The organism is Pseudomonadota bacterium (genome assembly GCA_030859565.1).
Classification (GTDB): Bacteria; Pseudomonadota; Gammaproteobacteria; order JACCXJ01; family JACCXJ01; genus USCg-Taylor.
This window is the reverse complement of the sequence record JALZJW010000010.1, coordinates 1-24,679: the sequence shown is the minus strand read 5'-3', so window position 1 is coordinate 24,679 and position 24,679 is coordinate 1. Positions and strand designations below refer to the sequence as shown.

Annotated in this window: 18 protein-coding genes; 8 read left to right on the top strand and 10 right to left on the bottom strand. The window is 60.6% G+C overall.

Features of this window, described 5'->3' with window-relative positions; genetic code table 11:
- Positions 1–12: 12 nt before the first annotated feature.
- The 6 genes from rpsA to M3436_02800 all read left to right on the top strand — a co-directional run bounded on the left by rpsA (position 13) and on the right by M3436_02800 (position 7,665).
- Entirely contained in the window at positions 13–1,695 is a 1,683-nt protein-coding gene (rpsA, locus tag M3436_02825) for a 30S ribosomal protein S1 (GenBank protein MDQ3563103.1), read from the top strand.
- Between the two features lie 74 nt (positions 1,696–1,769).
- On the top strand, positions 1,770–2,054 hold the full coding sequence (locus tag M3436_02820; GenBank protein ID MDQ3563102.1) for an integration host factor subunit beta: 285 nt from the start codon (positions 1,770–1,772) through the stop codon (positions 2,052–2,054).
- Between the two features lie 95 nt (positions 2,055–2,149).
- Positions 2,150–2,446, top strand: a complete 297-nt coding sequence (locus tag M3436_02815) for a LapA family protein (protein MDQ3563101.1) — start codon at positions 2,150–2,152, stop codon at positions 2,444–2,446.
- Entirely contained in the window at positions 2,436–3,614 is a 1,179-nt protein-coding gene (gene lapB, locus M3436_02810; GenBank protein ID MDQ3563100.1) for a lipopolysaccharide assembly protein LapB, read from the top strand. The genes M3436_02815 and lapB overlap by 11 nt, the downstream gene beginning before the upstream one ends.
- Positions 3,615–3,630: 16 nt before the next feature.
- Positions 3,631–7,110, top strand: coding sequence for a transcription-repair coupling factor (mfd, locus tag M3436_02805; GenBank protein ID MDQ3563099.1), 3,480 nt, complete (start codon positions 3,631–3,633; stop codon positions 7,108–7,110).
- A gap of 237 nt (positions 7,111–7,347) precedes the next feature.
- On the top strand, positions 7,348–7,665 hold the full coding sequence (locus M3436_02800) for a DUF2007 domain-containing protein (protein MDQ3563098.1): 318 nt from the start codon (positions 7,348–7,350) through the stop codon (positions 7,663–7,665).
- A gap of 5 nt (positions 7,666–7,670) precedes the next feature.
- On the opposite strand, the gene M3436_02795 is transcribed toward M3436_02800, so the two are convergent.
- The 8 genes from M3436_02795 to M3436_02760 form a co-directional block, all read right to left on the bottom strand.
- Positions 7,671–11,336 (bottom strand): hydantoinase B/oxoprolinase family protein, encoded by a 3,666-nt coding sequence (locus M3436_02795; GenBank protein ID MDQ3563097.1) that lies wholly within the window; start codon positions 11,334–11,336, stop codon positions 7,671–7,673.
- Positions 11,337–11,545: 209 nt separating this feature from the next.
- Complete coding sequence (locus tag M3436_02790; GenBank protein ID MDQ3563096.1) at positions 11,546–12,142, bottom strand: hypothetical protein; 597 nt, start codon at positions 12,140–12,142, stop codon at positions 11,546–11,548.
- Positions 12,139–12,687, bottom strand: coding sequence for a transposase (locus M3436_02785; GenBank protein ID MDQ3563095.1), 549 nt, complete (start codon positions 12,685–12,687; stop codon positions 12,139–12,141). Before M3436_02785 ends, M3436_02790 begins: the two co-directional genes overlap by 4 nt.
- 40 nt (positions 12,688–12,727) lie before the next feature.
- Positions 12,728–13,471 (bottom strand): hypothetical protein, encoded by a 744-nt coding sequence (locus tag M3436_02780; GenBank protein ID MDQ3563094.1) that lies wholly within the window; start codon positions 13,469–13,471, stop codon positions 12,728–12,730.
- A 108-nt stretch (positions 13,472–13,579) separates the two neighbouring features.
- Positions 13,580–15,730: a hypothetical protein gene (locus tag M3436_02775; GenBank protein ID MDQ3563093.1), complete on the bottom strand. Its 2,151-nt coding sequence runs from the start codon at positions 15,728–15,730 to the stop codon at positions 13,580–13,582.
- Positions 15,731–16,001: 271 nt separating this feature from the next.
- Positions 16,002–16,994, bottom strand: a complete 993-nt coding sequence (locus M3436_02770) for an NAD-dependent epimerase/dehydratase family protein (protein ID MDQ3563092.1) — start codon at positions 16,992–16,994, stop codon at positions 16,002–16,004.
- Entirely contained in the window at positions 16,991–17,596 is a 606-nt protein-coding gene (locus M3436_02765) for a CDP-alcohol phosphatidyltransferase family protein (protein ID MDQ3563091.1), read from the bottom strand. Before M3436_02765 ends, M3436_02770 begins: the two co-directional genes overlap by 4 nt.
- A complete protein-coding gene (locus M3436_02760) occupies positions 17,593–20,250 on the bottom strand; it encodes an MMPL family transporter (GenBank protein MDQ3563090.1) in 2,658 nt (885 codons plus the stop codon). The genes M3436_02765 and M3436_02760 overlap by 4 nt, the downstream gene beginning before the upstream one ends.
- 345 nt (positions 20,251–20,595) lie before the next feature.
- Between M3436_02760 and M3436_02755 the strand changes: the two genes are divergently transcribed.
- Together M3436_02755 and M3436_02750 are read left to right on the top strand one after the other, a co-directional pair.
- Positions 20,596–21,027, top strand: a complete 432-nt coding sequence (locus M3436_02755; GenBank protein ID MDQ3563089.1) for a copper resistance protein CopC — start codon at positions 20,596–20,598, stop codon at positions 21,025–21,027.
- Positions 21,024–22,640, top strand: coding sequence for a CopD family protein (locus tag M3436_02750; GenBank protein ID MDQ3563088.1), 1,617 nt, complete (start codon positions 21,024–21,026; stop codon positions 22,638–22,640). Before M3436_02755 ends, M3436_02750 begins: the two co-directional genes overlap by 4 nt.
- 233 nt (positions 22,641–22,873) lie before the next feature.
- Here M3436_02750 and M3436_02745 read toward each other — a convergent pair whose 3' ends face one another.
- Both M3436_02745 and M3436_02740 read right to left on the bottom strand, forming a co-directional pair.
- Positions 22,874–24,049 (bottom strand): MFS transporter, encoded by a 1,176-nt coding sequence (locus M3436_02745; GenBank protein MDQ3563087.1) that lies wholly within the window; start codon positions 24,047–24,049, stop codon positions 22,874–22,876.
- A gap of 400 nt (positions 24,050–24,449) precedes the next feature.
- Positions 24,450–24,679 (bottom strand): hypothetical protein (locus tag M3436_02740; protein ID MDQ3563086.1); only part of this gene is annotated, 230 nt, incomplete at its 5' end.

The following is a 24,679-nucleotide window of genomic DNA, read 5'->3' as shown; positions in this document are numbered from 1 at the left end:
ATTCGGGAACTAATGGTTGAAACGTTTGCGGAATTATTCGAGCAGAGTCAAATCGAGCACAAGATGCGTCCGGGCACCATCGTGACCGGTATCGTCGTCGATGTCCGGCCGGATGCCGTGGTCGTTCATGCCGGCTTTAAATCGGAGGGGGTGATCCCCATCGAGCAATTCCGCAACGAGGCGGGCGCCATCGAAGTCACCATTGGCGATCGGATCGATGTCGCGCTCGATGCGATCGCAGACGGGTCCGGCGCCACTCAACTGTCGCGGGAAAAGGCGAAGCGCGTCATGGCCTGGAAGCGTTTAGAAGAAGCTTTGGAGGCCGGCAGCAACGTGACCGGTGTGATCTCGGAGCGCGTGAAGGGCGGTTTTACGGTAGAGATCGAAGACATCCGCGCCTTCCTTCCGGGGTCGTTGGTGGATGTCCGGCCGGTACGCGATACCACCTATCTGGAAGGCAAGCCGCTCGAGTTCAAGGTGATTAAGGTTGACCATAAGCGTAATAACGTCGTGGTCTCCCGCCGTGCCGTAGTGGAAAGCGAGGGGGGTGCCGAGCGCGATGTGCTGTTGAACAGCATCGAGGAGGGCGGGGTTGTCAAGGGGGTGGTTAAGAACCTTACCGATTATGGGGCGTTCATCGACCTCGGTGGCGTCGATGGCTTGCTCCATATCACGGACATGGCCTGGAAACGCGTAAAACACCCGAGCGAAGTCCTCAATGTCGGCGACGAAATTGACGTTAAGGTCCTGAAATTCGATCGCGAGCGCAACCGCGTCTCCCTAGGGCTCAAGCAGCTTGGGGAGGACCCCTGGATCGACATCGGGCGCCGCTACCCGCAGCGTTCTCGGATCTTCGGCAAAGTCACCAACGTCGCCGACTATGGTTGCTTTGTGGAAATAGAACCAGGCGTCGAGGGTTTGGTTCACGTCTCGGAGATGGACTGGACCAACAGAAACGTTCATCCCTCGAAAGTGGTCCATGTGGGGCAAGAGGTCGAGGCGATGGTTCTCGATATCGACCAGGAGCGGCGCCGCATCTCGCTCGGAATAAAGCACTGCCAGCCGAATCCTTGGGAGGAGTTTGCGGTAAGGTTCAACAAGAACAGCAAGGTCCAGGGAATCATCAAGTCCATTACCGATTTTGGTATTTTCGTGGGGCTCGAAGGGGGCATCGATGGTTTGGTGCACCTGTCCGATCTCTCGTGGTCGAGTGCGGGTGAGGAGGCGGTCAGAAATTACAAGAAGGGGCAAGAGGTCGAAACGGTGGTTCTCGCCATCGATGCGGAGCGGGAGCGGATTTCGCTTGGGATCAAACAATTGGAGAAGGATCCCTTTTCCAATTATCTGGCCGAACACGAAAAGGGCAGTATCGTGACGGGCGTTGCCGTAATGGTCGATGCGCAGGGGATAACGGTCCGGCTCGCGGACAGCGTCGAGGGCTATATTCGCGCTTCGGAGCTTTCACAGCAGCCCGTGGACGATGCGCGCAAGGGGATCAAGGAGGGGCAAGAGGTCGAGGCCCTATTTGTTGCAATCGACCGGAAGAAGCGCATGATTTCTCTTTCGATCAAGGCGAAGGAATTTCACGAGCAGGCGCAAGCGTTGGAGACTTACGGGGCTGGGGCCGGCATGACGACCACCAAGTTCGGCGATCTGCTCAAGCAGCGCCTTGACGGTGCCGAGTCGCCCGATTGAAGGCGCGCCATGCATGAACGGCAGGGGATTCTTCCCGCCCGGTAATCTCTTTGACAGGGCTAAGGCAAGCACAGATGACTAAGTCGGAACTCATCGAATCCCTCGCGCGCAAGCAAATCCAACTGGGGAATAAAGATGTTGAGTTGGCAGTTAAGACCTTGTTGGAGCTCATGGCGTATACGCTCTCGACAGGGAGACGCATCGAGATCCGCGGCTTCGGAAGTTTCTCTCTCCATTATCGCCCGGCGCGGATCGGACGCAATCCGAAATCCGGAGATCCGGTGCCCCTGCCGGCGAAATACGTGCCGCACTTTAAACCGGGCAAACAGATGAGAGAACGCGTCAACGGCGTGAAATAATTCGGTCTCGGAAAACAATCGAAGCGTGCTTTCCCGCCCCGTGGGAGGGGTTCGAAGGAGGGGCGTGCTACGTTTAAACACTACGGCGTCTAGCTATGGTTCGCCTTCTAAAAGTAATCTTTCTGCTGGTCGTCGTCCTCGTCGGCCTTGAGCTGCATGTCAAGAATCATCAATTAGTCGTGGTCGATTATTATTTGGGTACGGTGCAGTTGCCGGTGTCTCTCTTGATCGCTTGCATGTTGCTCTTGGGAGCGGTTCTGGGCGTCCTGGTAAATCTCAGTGTCGTTGTGCGTTTGCGGCGTAAGATCGGTGAGCTCAAGCGTTCTTTGAAATCCGTGGATCAGCAGTTAGCGAGAGGCCAATCCATCACAACGCTCAAGGATGCCTCCTGAGCCGTTCTCGAACCTCATTTGGCTGCTATTGCCGCTTGCCGCGGCGTCCGGTTGGTATCTGGCAAGCCGCGGCGGCGCTTACCGCCGTGGCGAGCCCGCCACCCTCTCCAAGGATTACTTCAAAGGCCTAAACTACCTTGTTAACGAACAGCCGGATAAGGCCATCGACGTGTTCATCGCGATGCTGGAGGTCGAGAGCGACACGATTGAAACTCAGCTAGCGTTGGGCAATCTGTTCCGCCGGCGCGGCGAAGTCGATCGGGCCATCCGTATCCATCAAAATTTAATTACGCATTCCGCGTTGGGCGACGAGCAACGTTCCCTGGCGGCGCTCGAGTTAGGAATGGATTACATGCGCTCGGGCTTGTTCGATCGGGCGGAGGGGCTATTTAAAGACCTGTTGGACTCCGGAACCCACACGAAGAAGGCATTATCGCAGTTGCTGGATATCTATCAGCAAGAACAAGATTGGGATAAGGCGATCGCGTGCGCGCGCGAGATCGAGACCCGATGCAAAGAGGATATGGGCCGTATAACGGCCCAGTTTTACTGCGAATGGGCGCACCAGTGCGAGCTTCAAGGCCAGACCGCCGAGGCTGTCCGGCTATTGCGACGCGGGTTGGAAGTTGATCCCGGCTGCGCGCGCGCGAGCCTGATGGAAGGTAGAATCGCCAAGGCTTCCGGCGACACTCGCGCGGCGGTCATGGCGTTCAAAAGGATTGAGCATCAGGACCCTTCGGTTCTGGTACAAGCGCTACCGCACTTGCTCGAATGCTATCGAAGCTTGGGGCAATCCGACGAGTTTATAGCGTATTTGCAGACGCTCGTCGCCAAGAACTTCGGCGTTCATATCTTGTTGATGCTGGCGGATCTGATCGCGGAAGAGCAGGGCATCGAAGCGGCGATAAGCTATTTGGGTGAGGAGCTAAACCGGCGGCCTTCCTTACGCGGATTGAACCAAATGCTCAGTTATTCAAAAGCACACGGCGCGCCGTTGTCCAAGCCGCAGTTGGCGGTGCTCAGCGACTACGTAGGCCGCTTGTTACGCCAACGATCGAATTACCAATGTCAGCACTGCGGGTTTCTAGCGAAGACGCACCATTGGCAATGCCCGACCTGCAAGCATTGGAACAGCATGAGGCCGGTCGATGAGCTCGACGGCAACTGAGCAACGCGGTGAGGGGATGAGCGTAAGCGAACCAAAGCCCGAAAACAGCGTGTTCGAACCCCCGGCCCCGCGTCCGGCCGGTGAACGGCTCTATTGGACGCGCTTACACGGAAGCGCCAAGGCGCTTGCCGTCTCAAGGCTCGCGGAGAGATGGAACGGTCTGGTGGTGGTCATCGCCAAGGACGCGCTGCATGCAGAGCGCCTCGAGGAGGAGCTTGGGTTCTTTAGCGGGGGTGGTCAAGCAGCCGAGATCCTTAGCTTTCCTGACTGGGAAACCTTGCCCTATGACCGCTTTTCACCTTATCAGGACATCGTCTCGCAGCGTCTGGAAACGCTGGCGCGCTTACCGCAACGAAGCACAGGTTATTTAATCACCTCCGTCGCCACCTTGATGCATCGGTTGGCGCCGCGCGACTATCTTGAAGCCAACACCCTCGTGCTCAAAGTGGGCGAGCGCCTGGATCGCGAGCGTTTCCGCGAACGGCTGATTCACGGAGGGTATCGCTGCGTCTCGCAGGTGCTGGAGCACGGTGACTTCGCCGTTCGGGGATCGCTACTCGATGTGTATCCGATGGGTAGCCGGTTCCCTTATCGCATCGATTGGTTCGACGAGCTGATCGATACGCTGCGCCTCTTCGATCCGGAAACGCAACGCTCCATCGAGAGCAGCGATCGGATCGAGGTGCTACCCGCGCGCGAGTTTCCTCTAACGCCGAAGGCGCTCGAGTGCTTCCGCGCGAACTGGCGCGCGCGCTTTGAAGGCGCGCCCGGGGACTGCCCGATCTACCGCGAGGTAAACCAGGGCCTCGCGCCCGGAGGTATCGAGTATTACTTGCCGCTTTTTTTTACCGGCGGCGCGATCTTGTTCGATTATCTGCCCGAGGAGAGCGTCGTGGTGCTGGATGACGGTGCGTTGGAGGCTGCAAGCGCGTTTTGGGGGGAGATTGGTCAACGCTATGAAGCCGCCCGCCACGATCGCGAGCGGCCGTTGTTACCCCCCGATGAAGTGTTTCTCCCGCCCGAGGAGCTTTCCGCTCGGCTAAAAATCCATCCGGCGATCCTCATAGAGGGGCTCACGGCGCCAAAGCATGCCGTGAGTTTCTCGAGCAGCATGCCGGCGCAGCTTCCTATCGACGGCCGGGCCGCGGATCCGTTGGCCGTCGTCAAACACTATTTGCAATCTTTCGGCGGACGGGTCTTGCTTGCCGCCGAGTCGAAAGGCCGCCGCGAGACGCTCTCCGAGCTACTGCGCCAGCACCAGATTGAATTCCAAGCCTACGCGGATTGGGCGTCGTTTCTTAAGGGTGAAGCGCGAATCGGATTGACCATCGCCGCCCTCGATCAAGGCATGCAGTTGGACAGCCCGCGCATCGCCGTCGTTGGCGAGGCCCAGTTGTTCGGGGAACGCGCCCGGCAAGAGCGCCGCCGCAGCCGCGCGGCACGGGACCCGGAAAGCATCATTCGCGATCTCAGCGAGCTCCGCGCCGGTGCGCCGGTGGTGCATGAGCGTCACGGAGTCGGGCGCTATTTGGGGCTCTTTCCGATCGAGACCAACGGCATTCCCGGTGAATACCTCGGCATCGAGTACGCCGATGCGGACCGTCTCTACGTTCCGGTGCTCTCGCTCCACCTCATCACCCGCTATTCCGGCGTGGACCCCGCTCACGCGCCCTTGCACAAGCTCGGCAGCGGTCAGTGGCAACGCGCCCGCGCCAAGGCCGCGAAACGCATCCGTGACGTGGCCGCGGAGCTCCTGGAGATCTACGCGCGCCGCGCCGCTCGAAAGGGGTTCGCGTTTACGCTGGAACGGGATCAATACCAGGCGTTTATACAGGGGTTCCCTTTCGAGGAGACACCGGACCAGGAGGCGGCGATCGCCGCGGTTGTGCACGATCTGCAAGGCGAGCAACCGATGGATCGGCTGGTGTGCGGCGATGTCGGGTTCGGAAAAACCGAGGTGGCCATGCGCGCGGCGTTCGTCGCGGCCATGGGCGGCAAGCAGGCCGCGATCCTGGTGCCGACCACTCTGCTGGCGCAACAGCACTATCGGAACTTCAAGGATCGATTCGCGGAATGGCCGCTCCGTATCGAGCTACTGTCACGGTTCCAGGTCAAGAAAGAGCAGGATAAAGTCGCGGCGGGGCTCAAGGACGGCGCGGTCGATATTGTCGTCGGAACACACAAGCTATTGCAGGAGTCCATTGTCTTCAAGCGCCTCGGGCTGCTCGTGATCGATGAAGAGCATCGCTTCGGGGTGCGGCAAAAGGAGCGGCTGAAGGCCCTGCGTTCGGAGGTGGATATCTTGACGCTGACCGCGACCCCGATTCCGCGCACGCTCAACTTGGCTTTGTTCGGCACTCGCGAGCTGTCGATCATCGCCTCCCCCCCCGCAAGGCGCATCGCCGTCAAGACCTTCGTGACCGAGTGGGATCAGGCGCTGTTGCGCGAAGCCATGGGGCGCGAGATCAGCCGCGGCGGCCAGATCTACTTCCTGCATAACGAGGTGGAAACGATCGAAGAAACTGCTCGCGAGGTTGCGGCGCTCATTCCCGAGGCGCGCGTGCGCATTGCGCACGGGCAGATGCGCGAGCGCGAGCTCGAGCAGGTGATGCTCGATTTCTACCATCGCCGCTTTGCGTGCCTGCTCTGCACGACTATCATCGAGACCGGGATCGACGTGCCGAACGCCAATACTATTATCATTAATCGCGCCGACAAGTTCGGACTCGCCCAGCTCTATCAACTGCGCGGCCGGGTGGGCCGTTCGCATCACCGGGCGTATGCCTATCTCGTGGTGCCGTCCCGGAAGGCCCTCAAGGGCGACGCCCTGAGGAGGCTCGAAGCCATCGAGTCGATCGAGGATCTCGGCATCGGGTTTTCCTTAGCCACCCATGATCTCGAGATCCGCGGCGCCGGAGAGATCCTCGGTGAGGAGCAAAGCGGGCATATTCAGGAAGTCGGTTTCGGCTTGTTCACGGAACTGCTCGAGCGGGCGATCCAGGCGCTCAAGGCCGGGCGGCAGCCCGAGCTCGACCGGCCGCTCGATCATGGCGTCGAGATCGAGATCCATGTTCCGGTACTGATCCCGGGCGATTATGTACCCGATGTCCATACCCGTCTTATCATGTACAAACGGATCGCGAACGCCGGTGATCTAGAGGAGCTTGGCCGGCTGGAAGAAGAAATGATCGATCGTTTCGGCGCGCTGCCGCAGTCCGCCAAGGATCTCCTTCGGATCACGCGGCTCAAGCAGCGGGCGGCGCCTCTCGGGGTCCGTAAGATCGATCTCGGCGCGCATGGCGGGCGGGTGCTCTTCCACGCGCACGCCGAGGTCGACCCGCTGGCCTTAGTGAAACTGATGCAGACCCAACTTCATCCCTACAAGTTCGAGCAAGGAGACAAGATCCGGATCACGGCCTCGCTGCCCGATGGCGATGCGCGCATCGGCGTGCTCGATCGTTTGTTCGATCAGCTGGGACAGCGAGCGGCGGCTTGAGAGTTTGGGAAAAAACCTACTACGCTCGGGATCTCGCGTTCCGGCGGTACTCGGAATCCTCATGTATTTCAATATACACTCCGGTTGCTCGTCTCGTCCCTGAGACTCGCCCCTTCGGGGCTTGCGCGCCGTTTCGCTCCCGGCGAAACGGTCCTGCGCTCCGGCGGAACGCGACCTCCCTTCGCTCGCGACGGTTTTTTCACAAACTCTGAGCCTAAGTATTTCGCCGCACGGATCATGAAACGCGTTTATTGCTCGGAGGATCGACTGCTCGTCGGTTTCCTCAAAGGTGTCCTCGATGGCCACCGCATCGACTGCCTGGTCAAAAATGAATATCTCATCGGCGGCATCGGGGAGCTGCCGCCGGGCGCCTGTTGGCCCGAGCTTTGGGTGATCGAAGAGAATGATCTGCCACGTGCCCGCACTCTCATCGCTTCGGTTTTAAAAGGCGGATCCGGCACGGAGCCATGGTGCTGTCCTGCGTGCGGCGAATGGATCGAGCCGCAGTTCACAGAATGCTGGCAATGCGCGCAGTTTGAGGGTGAGCTACCCTGACGCCTTTAAAACGCTGCATCGGCTTCGGCGCCCGCGGTCCGGGCCGTTCCGTATCCACCACCGCCAGGCGTTTCAATCACCAAGACATCGCCGGACCGCATCATGGTTTCCGCGCAGCCGCTCAAGGATTCCACCGTACCGTCGGCCCGCTCCACCGAGTTGCGCCCGACCTGACCCGGCTCGCCGCCCGCGAGGCCGTAGGGCGGTATGCGCCGATGGCTCGATAGGATCGCCGCATTCATCGTTTCCAGGAACCGCACCCGGCGCACCGCGCCGTCGCCGCCGCGGTATCGGCCCCGGCCGCCGCTGCCATGGCGAATGTGAAAACTCTCAAGCAACACCGGAAAGCGCCACTCCAAGACCTCGGGATCGGTCAAGCGCGTGTTGGTCATGTGTGTCTGCACGCAGTCGGTGCCGTCGAAGCCATCGCCCGCGCCCGAGCCGCCGGCGATGGTCTCATAGTATTGATATTCTTCATTGCCGAAGGTGAAGTTATTCATGGTGCCTTGCGCGGCGGCCATCACGCCGAGCGCCCCATAAAGCGCGTCGGTGACATACTGCGAGGTCTCGACATTGCCCGCCACCACTGCCGCCGGGTAACGCGGGTTGAGCATCGAGCCCGCCGGGATGATGACCGTCAAGGGCTTGAGGCACCCGGCGTTGAGCGGGATGTCATCGTCGACGAGTGTCCGGAAAACGTAAATCACCGCGGCCAGGGTCACGGCCGCCGGTGCGTTGAAGTTGTTCGCCTGCTGCGGCGAGGTGCCGGTAAAGTCGATCACCGCGGCGCGTGTGGTCCTGTCTATCGTGATCTTGACCTTGATCGCCGCGCCATGGTCCATCTCGTAAGTGAACTCACCGTCACGAAGCACCTCGATCGCTCGCCGCACCGACTCCTCGGCGTTATCTTGCACGTGTCGCATGTAAGCCTGCACGGCTTTCAGGCCGAAGTAAGCCACCATGCGGCGGAGCTCCTGCACACCCTTTTCGTTGGCGGCGATCATCGCGCGCACGTCGGCCAGATTCTGCCTCGGATTGCGTGCCGGATAGCGGCCCGACGTCAGGATCTTCAGTAATTCGCCCTCGCGCAAGCGGCCTTGCTCGACGAGCAGGAAGTTGTCGATCAACACACCCTCTTCCCCAATATGACGGCTCGCCGGGGGCATGGAGCCCGGCGTCATCCCGCCGATGTCGGCGTGATGCCCGCGCGAGCCGAGGTAGAACAAAATGCGCTCGCCCCCCTCCTCGAATACCGGGGTGATGACGGTCATGTCCGGCAGGTGCGTGCCACCGCGGTAAGGGGCGTTCAGCAGGTAGACGTCACCCGGACGCATCGTGCCAGCGTTCGCGCGCCTCACTGCTTGCACGCTCTCGCTCATCGACCCGAGGTGCACGGGCAGGTGAGGCGCATTGGCGACCAACTGCCCCTGCGCATCGAACAGTGCGCAAGAAAAGTCCAGGCGCTCTTTGATGTTGACCGAGTAAGCCGTGTTGGCGAGCGCTGCGCCCATCCGCTCGGCGATCGACATAAATAGGTTGTTAAATATTTCCAGCATCACCGGATCGGCCCGGGCGCCAACCGCGGTGCTTTTCGGGCGCGGGACCTTGCGCGTGAGTACAAGACAGTTTTGCGGCGTGACGGCGGCCTGCCAGCCCGGCTCGATCACGGCGGTCGCGTTGGCTTCGGCGATGATCGCGGGTCCCGCGATTCGATCGCCGGGCCGAAGCTTATCCCGCTCATAGATCGGTGTGGGATGCTCGCAGCCGCCGCTGCGCATGGTCATGATCTCAACGGGTGCCGGAGAGCCGGCTGCTTCTACCTTCGCGGCAGGAGAGGGCGGCAGCGGGCGGCCTTCCGATCCGCCTCCCAACCCCGTCACTTCGACGGAAACCGCTTCAACGACGAGCGGGCGATCGGCCATCAAAAAACCGTAGCGTTGGCGGTAGTCCTGTTCGAACTGCTCGATCATGTGATTCGGCGCAGCAAAATTGACCGTCAACGCAGAGTCCGTTCCCTCGTAACGCAGATGCACGCGCTTAGCCACACGCCACCGCACTGTAGGACTCCCTTGATCGCTCAAATCCTCGCGGCCCTCCGCCGCAAGCTCCTCGAACACGAAGCGCAAGCCGGACATGAGCACCGGATCGAGCTTCGTTTCGATGGCACGCTCGCGCATGACGCTCACCTCGGCGAGCCCCATGCCATAGGCGGAAAGCACACCGGCGTGAACGTGAATGAAGACCTTATCCATCGCCAAAGCGTCGGCGACCAAACAGGCATGTTGACCGGCCGCCCCACCGAAGCAGCACAAACAATAGGCGGTGATATCGTACCCGCGTTGCACCGAAATCTTCTTGATGGCGTTGGCCATATTTTCTATCGCGACCCGGACGAAGCCCTCGGCCACTTCCAGCGGCCCTCGGCTATCGCCGGTGGCAGCCGTGATCTCCGCCGCGAGATCCTCGATCTTTCCTCGCACGATCTCGGCATCGAGCGGCTGATCGCCGCACGCGCCAAATACGCACGGAAAGAACTTCGGTTGCAGTTTTCCGAGCATGACATTGCAGTCGGTGATGGTGAGCGGCCCGTTGGCGCGATAACACGCCGGCCCGGGGTAGGCTCCTGCCGACTCGGGGCCTACCCGATAGCGCATGCCGTCGAAGTGAAGAATCGAGCCGCCGCCCGCCGCCACCGTGTGGATGCACAGCATGGGGGCGCGAAGCCGTACCCCGGCGACTTGCGTTTCGAAGGCGCGTTCGAATTCGCCCGCGTAATGGGAGACGTCGGTGGAGGTGCCGCCCATATCGAAGCCGATGACCTTGTCGAATCCCGCGGCGAGCGCCGTACTGACCGCCCCGACCACACCGCCCGCCGGGCCGGACAGGATGCTGTCCTTGCCGCGGAACCGTTGAGCCTCTGCCAGCCCGCCATTGGATTGCATGAACAGTAAACGCGAACCATGAAGTTCCCGTGCCATGCGCTCGGCGTAGCGGCAGAGGATCGGGGAAAGATAGGCGTCCGCGACCGCGGTGTCGCCCCGGCTCACGAATTTCATCAGCGGGCTGACTTCATGCGATGCCGAGACCTGCGTGAAGCCGATCTCACGGGCTGCCTGCGCCACCTGCCGCTCGTGGGCCGGGTAACGATAGCCGTGCATGAAAACGATCGCGACCGCGCGCAAGCCGCGGGCGAACGCGGCCCGCAACTCGTTTTCAGCCCCTTCAAGGTCGAGCGGTACGAGCACATCGCCGCGGGGGTCGACGCGCTCCCTCACCTCGATCGCGTCTGCATAGAGCATCTCCGGCATGATGATGTGCCGCGCGAAAATGTCGGGCCGGTTCTGATAGCCGATGCGCAACGCATCGCGAAAACCCTTTGTCACCGCTAACAGCGTCGGCTCGCCCTTGCGCTCGAGAAGAGCATTGGTCGCGACAGTCGTGCCCATCTTCACGGCCTCGATCCGCTCACTTGGGATCGGCGCATCGTGATTGAGGCGTAAAAAATAACGAATGCCGGCGAGCGCCGCGTCGGTATAACGGCTGGGATTTTCGGAGAGCAGCTTGTGAGTAAAAAGCCGCCCGTCGGGCCTGCGGGCGACGATATCCGTAAACGTACCGCCGCGGTCGATCCAGAACTGCCAGCGGGGTTTCAATTCGGACGGTTTCTCCATCGCCGGGAAGATAGCACAAACGGCGGGTTGCGCCTCCCGCCAACGCGCAAACCCCGAACCGTGCTATGTCACAGGACGCCGGTCGAAGTTGAACGGCTCAGCCGACGCCGCGTCCATCTCAGTGGTCGGAGAGCTTGCTTGCACTGACAATGGTCCACCCGCCTTTTTTCTACGACGTGAGCAGGGCGTTGACGGCCTTGAACGCCGTCTCAAATCCGGTCCAGCGTCGCGTCAGGGATCACCAGCGTCGACACCTTCTCTGCGAAGAACCGAGCCGGCCGGTAGTGGTTGAACGTGGCTCCTGCCTTCAGAGGATTCTTGACGAAGTAGTCCGCCACCCTCACGAGGATGCGGGGAGCGCGTCCCGTGAGATCCTCCAGCTTCACCTTCGCGGCGAGCGACTGGGAGAACTCGCAGTTCACGAGTCCAACGTAGAAGCTCTCGTCGAACATGTCCTCGATGTCGGCCTCTTTTTTCCCGGTGAAGTCGGCGAAGATGAACACGTGGCTTTTCTTTAGGAGCTTCTTCTTGTACAGGTTCTCGATCATCTGCCGGTCCCCCTTCTGGAAGTCGACCAGCGTCGCGACATTGAGGTTTTTCTGAGATCCGATGAGCGCGACGAACGTCGGCACCTTGTCCGACCCTCCGACCGGCGTGATAGTCCACCGGCTGTCGAGTCCAATGCGCTCTTTAGCCTGAAGGAGACCCGACACCGTCTGGATGTAAAGCAGGTCCGACACACCCTCGACCACGAGGCTGTTTGGGCCGATGAAGCGCGCGTAGGGCGCGTGCCCGCGCCAACTCATTCGCCGAAGTCAGCGCCGTTGAGTGGTTCGATGTTGCTTCCCCAATTTGCTGGCAGCCACCCCTGTTTGACATACCGATGGAAGCTCGAATACGGCCAAAGGCTTACCTGTGCCACGTACCCATGCTTCACCGGGTTCCAATGGATGTAATCGATATGCCGGTTGAAGTCGGCCTCATCGCGGATGAGATGTTCCCAAAATCGATGCTGCCATAACGTGCTTTGGTTCCGTTTTCTGCGACGCGCGTTCATCCATTCAGGTCGATTGAGTCTCGTTTGGCAGCGCTGCGTGACCATTCGCTTGAGGACACGCCAGCGGTGGGAGAAATCCTCATCTCCGGGAGGCAATGTCCAGAGGGTATGCATGTGGTCAGGCAGCAACACCCAAGCCTCGATCACAAACGGATGGGTCAAACGAAGCGTTCCGATCGCTTCCCGCAGGACGGAGCGCACATCGGCATCGGTGAGAAACGTTTGGCGCCGATAGGTGTTGACGGTGAAGAAATAGGTGCCACCCGGCACCTGGGCACGGCGATAATCAGGCATGACGGAATCATAAAGCCAATGAATGGCGCGGGCACGCGCCCTACGCTGGCTTCGGAAAGTGCGGCCTCAGGATGGTCTGCCAGATGTGGAGACCGAGACTCTTGCTCTTCAACAGCTCTGTCAGCCGTGCGCGGAGCGCCTTCGCCTGCTCGCTTTCGGCCAGGGCCTTGCTCTTCTGCAGGGCGGCGGCTTTCTCGGCCTCGTCTTGGAGTTGGTTCGCAGCGGCTTGGGCTGCGGCGACCGCTTCGCCCTGCTTCTGTCCGATCTCCGTGAGGTACTTGGAGAGCTGCGCCAGCGTGCCTCTCTTGGTCGCCTTTGCCGGCAAAGCTTCGGGCAGCTCGGATCTCTTGACCAAGTTCTTCACGAGAACGTGCTCCGCGACCAGAACGTTGACGAACAGCTGGCACGTACTCGAGTCGCCTCTAGCGTACCCCTTTGAAACCACGACTTCGGGTTTCGCCAGCACGCCGTCCCCGTACTCGTCGCCTATGGCCTTCAACTCGGGCTGTTCCAGCCGAAAGGTGGCCTCGACAACCACCGCGTGTTGTCGCCGCCCGCTCTCGACGTCCTGTTGGTAGTTCTCGACCTCGGACCGAGGGTAGTCGTCGGTCACATCAAAGTTGCCGTCGCGCTCGACGATGGGGTTTAAACGATAGAGTGCCTGCAACACGGCCGTCTTGCCAGCCTCGTTCTTACCAACCAGGCACGCGACTCTGTCGATCTCGAAGGAGTTGGAATCCCAGACCGATTTGAACTCTCGGACACGCACCGTTTGTAGCTTCATTGGAACCTCATGTGCAAACTCGTTCTCGTTTCCTTCGCAAGTGATCGATCATCGTGTGCATCCGTCCAGAACTCGCCTCAGTTCGGTTCGTTGACCCAACGCCAAAACTCAGGGGCGCGCCGCTTGCGGAGTGTCCCCTCCAGCGCCCGGTTGGGCGGCATGCCTCACCCGCTTGAGCAGGTCGCACACCGAATCAAAGTCACCATCGGCGCTCGACAACGCGACTAACATTTGTGAAGCCACAATGACGAAGCGATCAGAGGGTGATACCGATATACCCGCGAACTGAAGCTTGTTTGCAAGAGCCATGGATTTCTGAATAACAGCACTCTGGTCTACCTCGGCGGCACGGGTCCCTGAACGCTTCCTGCAAACGAGAATCGCGTCAAGGCTGATCGGATCCTTGGCAGCGGCTTTGGGGCTTGCCGCCCGCAGCTCCGCGTGCACGGGATGAGCAGCCACCACCATTAACCCGGCGTTCGTAATAGCCTCAAAGATCGCTGCCCACCCTTCAGCACGGGAATGATGAAAACTGAAGGCTAGCACCCCGTCATTCTTGAGTACCCGGCAGCACTCAGTGAAAACAGACCCAAGCTGCCTAGCGAATACACGAGGGTCTTGGTGTTGAACTTCGCCCATGTCAGAAGAATCCGTTCGCTCGAACCAGGGGTAGCGCGACTTGAGCGCTGGGGCGAGCCAGGCAAAGAAAAAATCGCTGAGCTCGCTGTAGTGGACGAAGTCGAAATAGGGTGGGTCGGTGATCACTGCATCGACAGATGCATCTGGTAGGGCAATGCGTGAGCTATCTCCGTTCAAAACCATCAGCCCGTTGTTCGTCGTAGCGAATTGCTCCCAGGAACTCACAACCGTCGGCCGTATCGGTTCACTCGCAACGATCTTTCCCGTGCCGAGCAGTTCACCAAAAAGGTCGCGCCTGAACTCAACCTCAAACGGTTCATCCATGTACCGCTTCGCGGGGATTAGGCGTGATTCGAACAGTGTGCTGAACGTGCCGCTACTCTTGTCTGTTCCCCAGACCGAGTTCTCAAGCGGAACACGCTCTGGCTTCAGGATGTGATGAGAGAACATGTGCCGGACGGCGCCTGTGCCTTCGCCCTTAAAGCTGCAGAACATATTGTTGAACTCGAGGGTGCTCGAGAACAGGCACAGCATCTGTTCCTGCACTGTCTCCTCCTCGATATCAAGGATGCCTTTAACCAAAAGCCCGAGGCAGAGCAACTGCCTGGAATTGAAGAAATCGCGCCAGTATAGATAGTTGTAGCCACGGGCCTGGTCCGTGTTGTGGCCTGGACGGACGGGCATTGTAGGAAGTGGCAGTGACTCCCGCTGCAGCTTAGCTTCGGCCTGTGCGTATAGCGCCAAATCCTCCTCGCGAGCGCGTAAGTAGACTTTCTGTCCGTCTGGCCGAACCGCCAAGATTGCGTACAGGCGGTGCCCGAGGGGCTGCCCGTCAGTGGGCAAGAGGTCCTTGATTCGGTACCGCTTACCGCTCCTCGTGGTCACATATTGACCCGACGCTGGCCCTTTCTGGGGGTTGAATTGATGCCTACAGCGCGGACACGTCAGATCGTTCGCATCGTACCGGTCTTCGATAACTTCCCAGCAGCTCGGACAGACGATCTGCGCCTTGGGCTTCTTCTTAGGGTAGGCGTCCTGAGCGAAGACATAGCGAGAGAGAAGGGGTATCGTCTCCCCGCCTGGGCTCTTCACGGTCTTGACCCAGAAGAAGTAGAGAACTGAAATCATCTGACCAGTGCGTGGATCCGTGGTCTGATAGTAACGCCGGATCTCAGGGGCAACCGTCCTTTCCAGACATTCGAAAGCGCTCCTAAGCTGAGTTTCTGACCCCCGTGTGAACGCCTGCCGTACGAGGAATGTGCTAACAGGATTGATGTCGGACCCGACAGCCTTTGCTCCAAGCTTAAGCGCCTCTCCCAGAGTTGTGCCGCTCCCCATGAAGGGATCGAGCACGACCTTTCCGGTGAAGGAGTGCCGTTCGTAGAACGTTCGCCACGTATCGACGCCTGACCGGCTGAGGGCCGCTAGAGTGATTGCACGGAACACCGATCCGAGGCGAGTCGCCCACCACTTGTGTATGTGGTAGATCGGGCGATTGATTTCCTTGCGCCAGCTCTCTTGTTCGGCAACCCGGCTGATCTCCACGATCGGGAAATCATCCTCCAGCGCCGTTAGCTTTGGCTCACGGCTACCGAGTAATGTCGCCGCAGGGCTATTCATTCGTCGTTAGTCCCGAACGTCTCATCGAGTATGATGGCTTCATCGACCATCGAAACTGACTTCGACGCGTCGCTGGCGAGCCGATAAGCCACGAACCGATGCTCAAAGGCTGGCTAGGGTATCAGCGCTAGCCGTAAATCGCTGATGGTCTCCGGATCGAGATAGGGCCGGAACTCGCTACGCTCGCTCATCGTGACCGTTCGCCCTTCTATACATCAGGGCGAACGGACTCTCAGACTTGTTCAGAGCTTCCTTAAATCAGATCCGCGTCTCAGCCGAGGTATCCGTTCGCACGATACCAGTCGATCGCATCGCGCAAGGCTTCGGCGGGCGGCCGGTGGGTATAGGCGAGATCGCGTTCGGCTTTTGCACTGCTGAAGAACATTTTCTTCTTTGCCATTCGCACCCCATCGACGGTCGCACGCGGCTCGCCGCGACCGAAGAGTCTTGCCCAGGCCTCGCTCAGGTAGGCGATGGGTAAGACGAGAGCATGGGGGAGCCGCACGCTCGGCGGGCGCCCGCCGGTGATTGAAGCCACGGCGCGGAGGATCTCGTACAAGCTCATGTTTTCGCCGCCCAGGATGTAACGCTCACCGACGCGGCCCCGCTGAAATGCATCGAGATGTCCTTGGGCAACGTCGTCGACATGGACGACATTGAGCCCGGTATCGACATAGGCCGGCATGCGTCCGCGAGCGGCGTCCAGCACGGTACGGCCGGTCGGCGTCGGTTTAACGTCCCTGGGACCGATGGGCGCGGACGGGTTGACAATGACGACCGGCAATCCCTGGTCCGCGGCCAAACGGCGGACTTCGGCCTCGGCGAGAAACTTGGACCGCTTGTAGTGGCCGATCATGTCAGGGAGCGTGGCCGGGGTCTCTTCGTCGGCGGGGCTACCGTCGGCGTTTATGCCGAGCGTTGCGACGCTGCTCGTATACACGATCCGGCCGATCCCCGCCTCGGCGGCGGCGAGCAACAGGTTTAGGGTACCGGTGACGTTGCTGGCGTAGATTTCCTGCGGGTTCGGGGCCCAAAGACGGTAATCGGCCGCGACGTGGAAGAGTGCCCGGCAGCCAGAGACGGCCTGTTTCAACGTGGCCGGATCGCGGAGATCGCCTGCCACCACCTCGATGTTCAGCCCCTCGATATTTCGCTGGAGGCTTCCTGGGCGCGCCAATACACGCACCGCATGACCCGCATTCAAGAGGCAGCGGAGCACGGCCGACCCGACGAAGCCGGTCGCACCGGTGATGAGGGTGGTCATTGCGCTTGGCTTGGTGCGCGCTGCAACGTTGCGAATTGCCTGAGAACGAGCACGGCCGCGATCGGCGCCCCGAGGGCGGCGGCGGCCAGGAACGGCACGAGAGCGTTAGAGAACGTAACCACCGGCAACAAGTACAGGATGTCTTCCGCCTCGAATCCGCCCCAACCGGGCTGCTTGGTTTCCGCTTTTCCATACCGTTGCTCGATCACGTTGCGCATATGGAAGATCGACGCCACCGCCACGCCAGCGATGACGCCGGCGGGCAGCGCCCATGCCCCTGCCCCCGTGTTCCAAAGCCCGATGCCGATGCTCACGAAGAGCGTCACATGCACGATCGCATCGCTGGCCACATCGTAGAGGTGCCCCGCGCGGCTGCTCTTCCCGGCGAGCCGCGCCAACTCGCCATCGGTATGGTCGAGCAAGTTGGAGAGCGCGAGTAAGATCGCCGCCAGGTTCGGCCAAACGCCGCTCGCAAAAGCCGCGGCCGCCGCGATTCCCGTCAGCAGGCGAACGGTTGTTAAATGATTGGGCGTGACCGGCGTGTCTCGCAGCGGCCGGATCAAGAACGACGCGAGCCGGGCATCCCAGGGTTTGCGCGTCATGCGGTTTGCATCGGTCTCTGCTTCCCGCTCCCGAGCAAGGCGAGTAGGCTCGGTAATACGATGAGGGTGCAAAGCATCATGAGCACGATCCCGACGGAAAGCAATACGCCCATGCTGGCCGTCCCCTGATGGGGGGAGATGGCGAGGTTGCTAAAGGCACTGGTGTTCGTGAGCGCGCTCAGCACGACGGCCCGCGCGGTACTGGTGTTTAATAGCGTGCCGTCGTCGGGCGGCGCGGTACGAAAGCGATGCACCATATGGATCCCGTTGTCCACGCCCATGCCCAAGAGCAGCGGCAAAGCGATAATATTGGCAAAATTGAACGGGATCCCGAGCACCACCGCGGTGGCGCCCGTCAATAATGCGGCCAGCAGCAGGGGCGTCAACACCAGCACGATATCGCGTTTACGTTCCATGAACACGGCGAGGACCACCGTGATGATGAGCAAGGAAGATAAAAACGCTTGCTGGAACGCGGTCACGACCGCGCGTCCTCCTTCCAAGTAATTTACCGGAACACCGCTCACGTCGGACTTGACGCTGCGTACCTCCGAGACGAATCTTTCCAACGCCTCCGAATCGTTGAGATTGCCGCGCGGAAAGACCTCGATGCGGACCGTTCCCTGGGGAGATATCCAGCGTTGTGTCAGCTCCTCGGGTAGATCATCGAGACCGACCATTGCGGCGTCCAAGGAATCCCTGAGGGAGTCCAAGCGTCCAGGCAGCGAGGCCGTGAGAGCGGTTTCGAGCGCCCTCAAAGCGCGTTCTCCCGCCGCGCCATCCAGCGATCGGAGGTGTTTCAAAAACGCTTCGATCTCTCGTTCGAGACGCGCGCCGCTCGCACTGGCCTGTGCTTCGGGATGTTCTAGGAGATAGCCGGATAATGTGGCGCGAAAGATCTCCAAGGTTTCCCGACTGGGCGCTACGGCCGCGACGGTCGCCGAGGCCGTGACGAGTTCGGGGCCGAGCGTCAAGGCCATGTCTTCGATGATCGGCAGCTTCTCGCTTTGGTCCTCCGGGACGAAGCTCTCAATCGTGATCACGTCATCGACGCTCGGGAGCGCCTGCATGCGCGCCTTCGTCGCACGCGCCGCCGCCAAGCTTTTCTCCAGCACAACCAATGACCAGGGGGAACGCTCGCTGGTCGCCAATAGCTCCTTGAACGTCTGGACTGACTCGTTCGCCGGATCCTGAAGGTTCAGGGGATTGTCATCAAAGCTGGATGCGGGAAGGACCAGGACCGCCGCGGTCGCCAGCACCGCCGCCGTGATGCATACGCTTTTCGCATGACGCAAGGGAAACTTCAGCATGCCTGGGAAGGGGAGACCGGTGAGTTGCTTGCCATTGGTGCGCGGGACTTTAGGGATCACGCTGAGCAGGGCGGGGAGAATCGCCAGCGTCACGCCCAGGCTGATGAACATCCCGCCACCCGAGATCAAGCCGAGCTCCGCCACGCCTGAATAGTCCGTGGGGATGAACGCGAAGAATCCGATCGAGGTCGTGATCGTACACAGAGTCAAGGATCCCCCGACGTGAAAGACCGCCCGTTTTAAGGCGTCGCGCCGATCGGGTTCGAGTTGCGCCAGCTCCGCATAGCGCAGACACAAGTAAATGGCGTAGTCCGCGCCGAGCCCGATATACATGACCGCGAAGGCCACGGAGATAAGGTTCAATTGCCCGACCGCGAAGGTGGCGAAGGCCGCGGTGAAAATCAGGCCCAAGATCAGCGCGGCCAGCGTACCCAAGGTCAGCCACAGGGAACGCAAGCCGATGAACATGATAAGGGTGACGAGCAGCAGTGCCCCGACGCTCGCGTTCTGCGTCGCGAAGCTTACGCTTTGCAGCTCTTCGTAGGCGAGGGCGGCGCCGCCGGTGAGCCTGACTCGCACCCCGCGCTCGACGGTTAACTCAAGCTTGCGGGCGAGATCGCGGATGCCGCGCATCGCGCCCTCCCCGGGCAACAAACTGCCGAAGTCGAGTTTGGGTTTAACGATCACGAAGGCGCGCCGGTCTTCCGGTTTGGCGTCCTTCCCGGTCATCAGTTCCTCCCAGGAGAGCCGGTAGCGCCGGCCTTCGCGGACAGACTGAAGGGCGGTACCGATGCGATCGAAGGCCGGGCGCAGATCGAAATCAGTATCGGATTCGGTGAGTGCGTCCCCCAAGAGCGAGAACAAACCTTTGATGCCGGGCTCGGATTGCAGCCGGGCGAGAAAGGGTTGCGCCTTGGCCAGATTATCGGCGAGGTCTTCGAGATCCTCCACGCTTAAAAACAGCAAGCCATTGCGGCGAAAAAAAGGCAATGCATCGGGCATGTATACCCATTCAAACAGCGCAGGTTGGCGCTTGAGATGTTTTGCGAGCCGCAGGCTCGCGTCGCGGGTTTGATCGGGTGTGTCGCCATCCACGACGATAACGATAGTGTCGGCATACTGAGGAAATGCCTCTTTAGCAGTCCGATAGGCTTGGCGCCACGGCAGATCCCACGAAATGAGATCGGAGGTGTCGGTGTTAAAGGTAAGGTGTTTAAAGGTATAGTCGAAACAGAAGCCGGCGCTGACCAGCGCTAACAAGATAACGACGACGGCGTAGCGCTGCACGCCAAGAAACCAATATGCCAGAAGCGGTTGCGAACCGTTAGGATGGTCTGGATTCAATTCGAGCCCCCGAATGTCTTAAGACCGCGTTCGTGCCGGCGCGCGTCCTATACCGGCACGCACGGGGCCGGACAGCTTGGATGCAACCGCAAGGAAAGGGTTTAGAAAGAACAATGTTATGGTGCCCGTTATCGCCGGTGAGGTACCCGTCCCCACAAAAAACCAACTGGTGTTGTGAATAGATTATTCTTTTCTAGAATATTATCACTCGATCCGGGACAATCATAACAAACAGGCCCCGTGTATTGCGTCTTACCATACAAACTGTTCCCTCGGGCGCGCTTTCTCTGCCAGGTGCACCACGGCCTATCGTCGATGGGCTGATCGCACCCGTGATTTGTTGCTATGTCGACGCCAACGTTTAGAACCTGCCGCGGCTTGGCCGCGACGAGGGGGTCCCGGCCAATACGCCGATACAGTGGGCTCACCGTATTAGGCATTCTTTCTGCCATCTGCGGCCCCAACAGCAGTTGGGCTCATGCAATACTGATTGATTCAACAGTTCAGCAGGATGCGCGGCTGACCGAGTCCCCGAAGAATATACGCCTGCGTTTGAACAGCCGCATCGAGCATGGCTTAAACCGATTCACGCTGGAGCGCAACGGCGGCCAAGAAGTCACCTCGCTGCAGGCGGAACCGCGAGGCCCCGACCGTATCCTCGTGCACATGCCCGCGTTAGCGCCAGGCACCTCTGTGCTCCGTTACCGTGTATTAGCCGCCGATGGCCATATTACCGAGGGCGTCCTGCGTTTCCATCTCACGCCTGGATCCCGATGACCCAGCTCGCCGATTTCTTGGATGTCCTGCTCCGTGGAATCAGCCTGATTGGTTTCGCCATCGCCGCCGGGGGGATGGCGTACATCCATTGGGCATTGCGGCCCTTCGAGGCCCTCTCGCCTCTCAAGGCCCGGGTGCTACGCCGATCGCTGCAGTTTGTCATTGGCGGAAGCTTGGTGCTGGCGCTGTCGCGGTCGCTGTTGTTGTTCGTGTTGCATCCATGGGCCTTGGCGGATGCCGCTGGACACTGGCCGGTCGCCGTGTTCTTAAATACGGACTATGCCCGTACCGTTCTCAGCAGCGTACTCTTGGCGCTTGGCTTGGCTGGCGCCGCCGCCCGCCTTCTAACCCAGCCGAGCAAGCGCGCGCTGTGGGCGGTCGCGGGGGCGATATCGATCGCGCTCTTGATCGATTCCGCCTGGCTCACGCATGGCGTCAGCCGCTTGGAGGGACGAGCGCAACTCATGGCGGTCACGGTATTGCACCAGACCGGTGGGCTCATCTGGGTCGGCGGTATCGTGCATTTGCTGGTCTTCTGGAGCCTTTGGAAACGGGGCCCCGAGGATCGAGCTTTGGCTCCGGCTCTCTTTAGCCGCTTTTCGGTGCTCGCCATCGTAAGCATGATCATGGTCCTCGGACCCGGTCTCTTTATCGCCTGGCGCTATATCGGAGATTGGGGTGGTTTAACCGGGACCGGTTTCGGGGTGATGGTGTTGACCAAGGCCATGCTTCTCGGCGCCGGTTTGATTCTGGGCGCGATGAATTTCTTTCTCGTGCGCGGTTGGGCCAGGCAGCGTGAGGCCATGACGACCCCGCTGCGCGTGCGCGCCTTTGTCGAAGCCGAGGCCGGTCTCGGCGTTACCCTATTGCTGGCCGCCGCTTCCTTGACCTCCCTCCCGCCCTCCATCGATATCGTCGACGATCGGGCCACCCCGGAAGAGGTAATCGAACGTTTCGTCCCCAAGATGCCGCGCCTGAGCTCGCCCCCGGTATCGGATCTGCTTGCCGTGGCCGCGCCGATCGATGACATGCTCGCGGCCCGGCAACCCGAGGAGTACGCGTGGTCGGAGTTCAATCACAACATGTCGGGCCTCTTCGTGTTCGCGATGGGTCTTTTAGCCGTGCTGGAGCGCACCGGTAAGGCCCCTTGGGCGCGGCATTGGCCGTTGCTATTTCTGGGGCTCGCGGCCTTCATGTTCTTGCGTAACGATCCGCGCGCCTGGCCCTTGGGACCGGCGGGATTCTGGGAGAGCATGCTGCTCCCCGATGTTCTTCAGCACCGCATCGCGGTGCTCGTCGTCATTGGTTTGGCGGTTTTCGAATGGATGGTGCGCACCGGGCGCTTGCAGCCGCGCTGGCGGTTCGTGTTTCCTCTGCTGTGCGCGTTCGGCGGAACGATCCTGCTGACCCATTCCCATGCGATGTTTGACCTCAAATCCGAATTCCTTACCGAGGTGACGCACGCCCCGCTCGGGCTCTTTGCCGTAATCTCGGGGTGGGGACGCTGGTTGGAGCTCAGGCTGCCGCGCGAGGATCAGCGCCTTCCCGGCTGGATTTGGTCGACGGCCTTCGTGATGATCGGCCTCACGCTACTTTTCTATCGCGAAACCTAGCCGGTGTTGCGGGGCGCTGCCCCGTAGGCGGGTAGCGTCTCAGTTTGAATTTCGGCTTCCGACCCTTTGCAGTCACTCGCGCAGCCCGAAAGCGGACGTGCACATCACTTCGACTTGGCGAATAGTTCTAGAGTTCAATCGACTACGGACAGGGGCCGGCGAAGCCGGCTCCGGCTTCCCTGCGTCCGCCAGGTTAGGCTCAGGATTCACGGTTCAAGATCTCGCGCGCGTCATTAAGCCGGCTGCCTCAGCTTCCAGGTCAACGGGAAGGCAAGCGCGCAGAGCGCAGCCATGACCCAAAACCCTTGCGCGCCCAGGCGTGCGTAGAGCCCGCCTGAGACAAGGGTGAGCACTGCGGTGGCGGCCCCGATGCCGACCGTGCCGTAGATCGCCTGCGCCGTCCCTTCAAGGCCCTGCGGCACCGTGCAGGCGATTAGACGCATGCAGGCGAGATGAAGCAGCGCAAAGGTGATGCCGTGCAGCGGCTGCACTAGCGCAAGCGCAATTACATCGGAGGTTTGTGCCATCACCGTCCAGCGCAGCATACCGGCCAGTGCCGCGGTGGCGATTGCACCGGCCGGCGTTAGCCGCCTTATGAGCGCCGGGCCAATGATGAAGAACACGAACACCTCGGCGGCGACCGACTCCGACCAGAGCACGCTCGCAGTAACCGGACTGATGCCTGCGGTTCTCCAGCGGATCACCGCAAATGCGTCGTGCATGGCGTGGCTCCCGAGGATAAGTGCCGCCACTAGGACAAGATTTCGAAACAGCGGAAGCCGGAGCAGTATGAGAACGCCGCGCACCGGCGCGCGCACCTCATCGGCCGTACGATTGTGAATCAGCTCCGGCACCAGGGTAGCGGCCAAAGCCGCCGCACCAAGCAGCAGAGCCTGTAGCCAGATGATCACGTCGAGGTCAAAGGCGCTCACCGCCCGGCCGGACAGCAAAGTTCCGACGATGAAGGCAGCCGAGCCGGTGCCACGCACCCAGCCGTACTCGAAGCCTCGGCGGCCGCTGCCTGGCGGCGGAGAGGCAGATCCCAGCGCCAATGCATCGGCCAAGATAGTGATCGGCGCGAGCGACGCAGCATGCAACAGGCTGATCGCAAGGAACGTCCAAAATCCATGCGCCGGGAGATAGCCCAGCGTCACCGAGGCGGCAAGCGCGGTGCAGACCACAAGCACGACGCGCAGCGCCTGGATCGAGTCACCGAGGCGGCCTGCGAGCGGCGCCGTGAGCAATCGCACGGCCGTACCGGCGCCAAGCACGAGCCCAAGCTGCTCGGGCGGCAGGCCGCGCGCAGTGATAAAGGTGGGCAGAAATGGTGACGCGACCCCGAATGCCGCGTACATCACGGCATAAAGCAGAATGAACCTTGCCAGCGCGCTGGGCCGGACGGAATACATGGCTCACGACAGAAGGGGCTGAAGTGCTTGGCGCGAATAAGAATTTTAAACGCCCTTTTTCGTGGAGAAGGAAGGTACAGCGGGGCCTGTGAGCTGTCAAACACGCGATCTTTGGTTTCGGCCCCATCAGTCGGCCCTTGTTCCACGTATGGCGAATGGCACCGACATCTGTGCTATTTGTGTTGCTGCACATAGTGTGTTACTTATTGGGGAAACACAAGTCTGGTCCATTACGATACAGGGAGATTCCGACCCTGAGGGGTCATTCACGCGGAGCTGGAAGATTTCTCAGGCCAGCAGCCGCGCAACTCCGCGCTAGCAGGGCACTGAGGCATGAGGTCGATCAGGGCCACGATAGTATCGACGGCTGTGGCATAGGCCCACTGGGCGACAGCCGGCCTTAATACAGCCCTATCCCAAGTAAGGTGCCCGCGCAATCCTTAGGGCCTACGATGCCGCGACTCAAAAAGAATTGGACATGTGCATGGGTAGCCAACTTCGCCGGGTCGTCCCCTATGATCGGCTTCGGATGAACCATGCCTATCCGGTTGACGCCCACTACCCCTAGGGGTAGTGTTCGCGCGTGGCGAAGCACTTCCCGACGACGTTGCTTGAATTCCAGCAGATGTT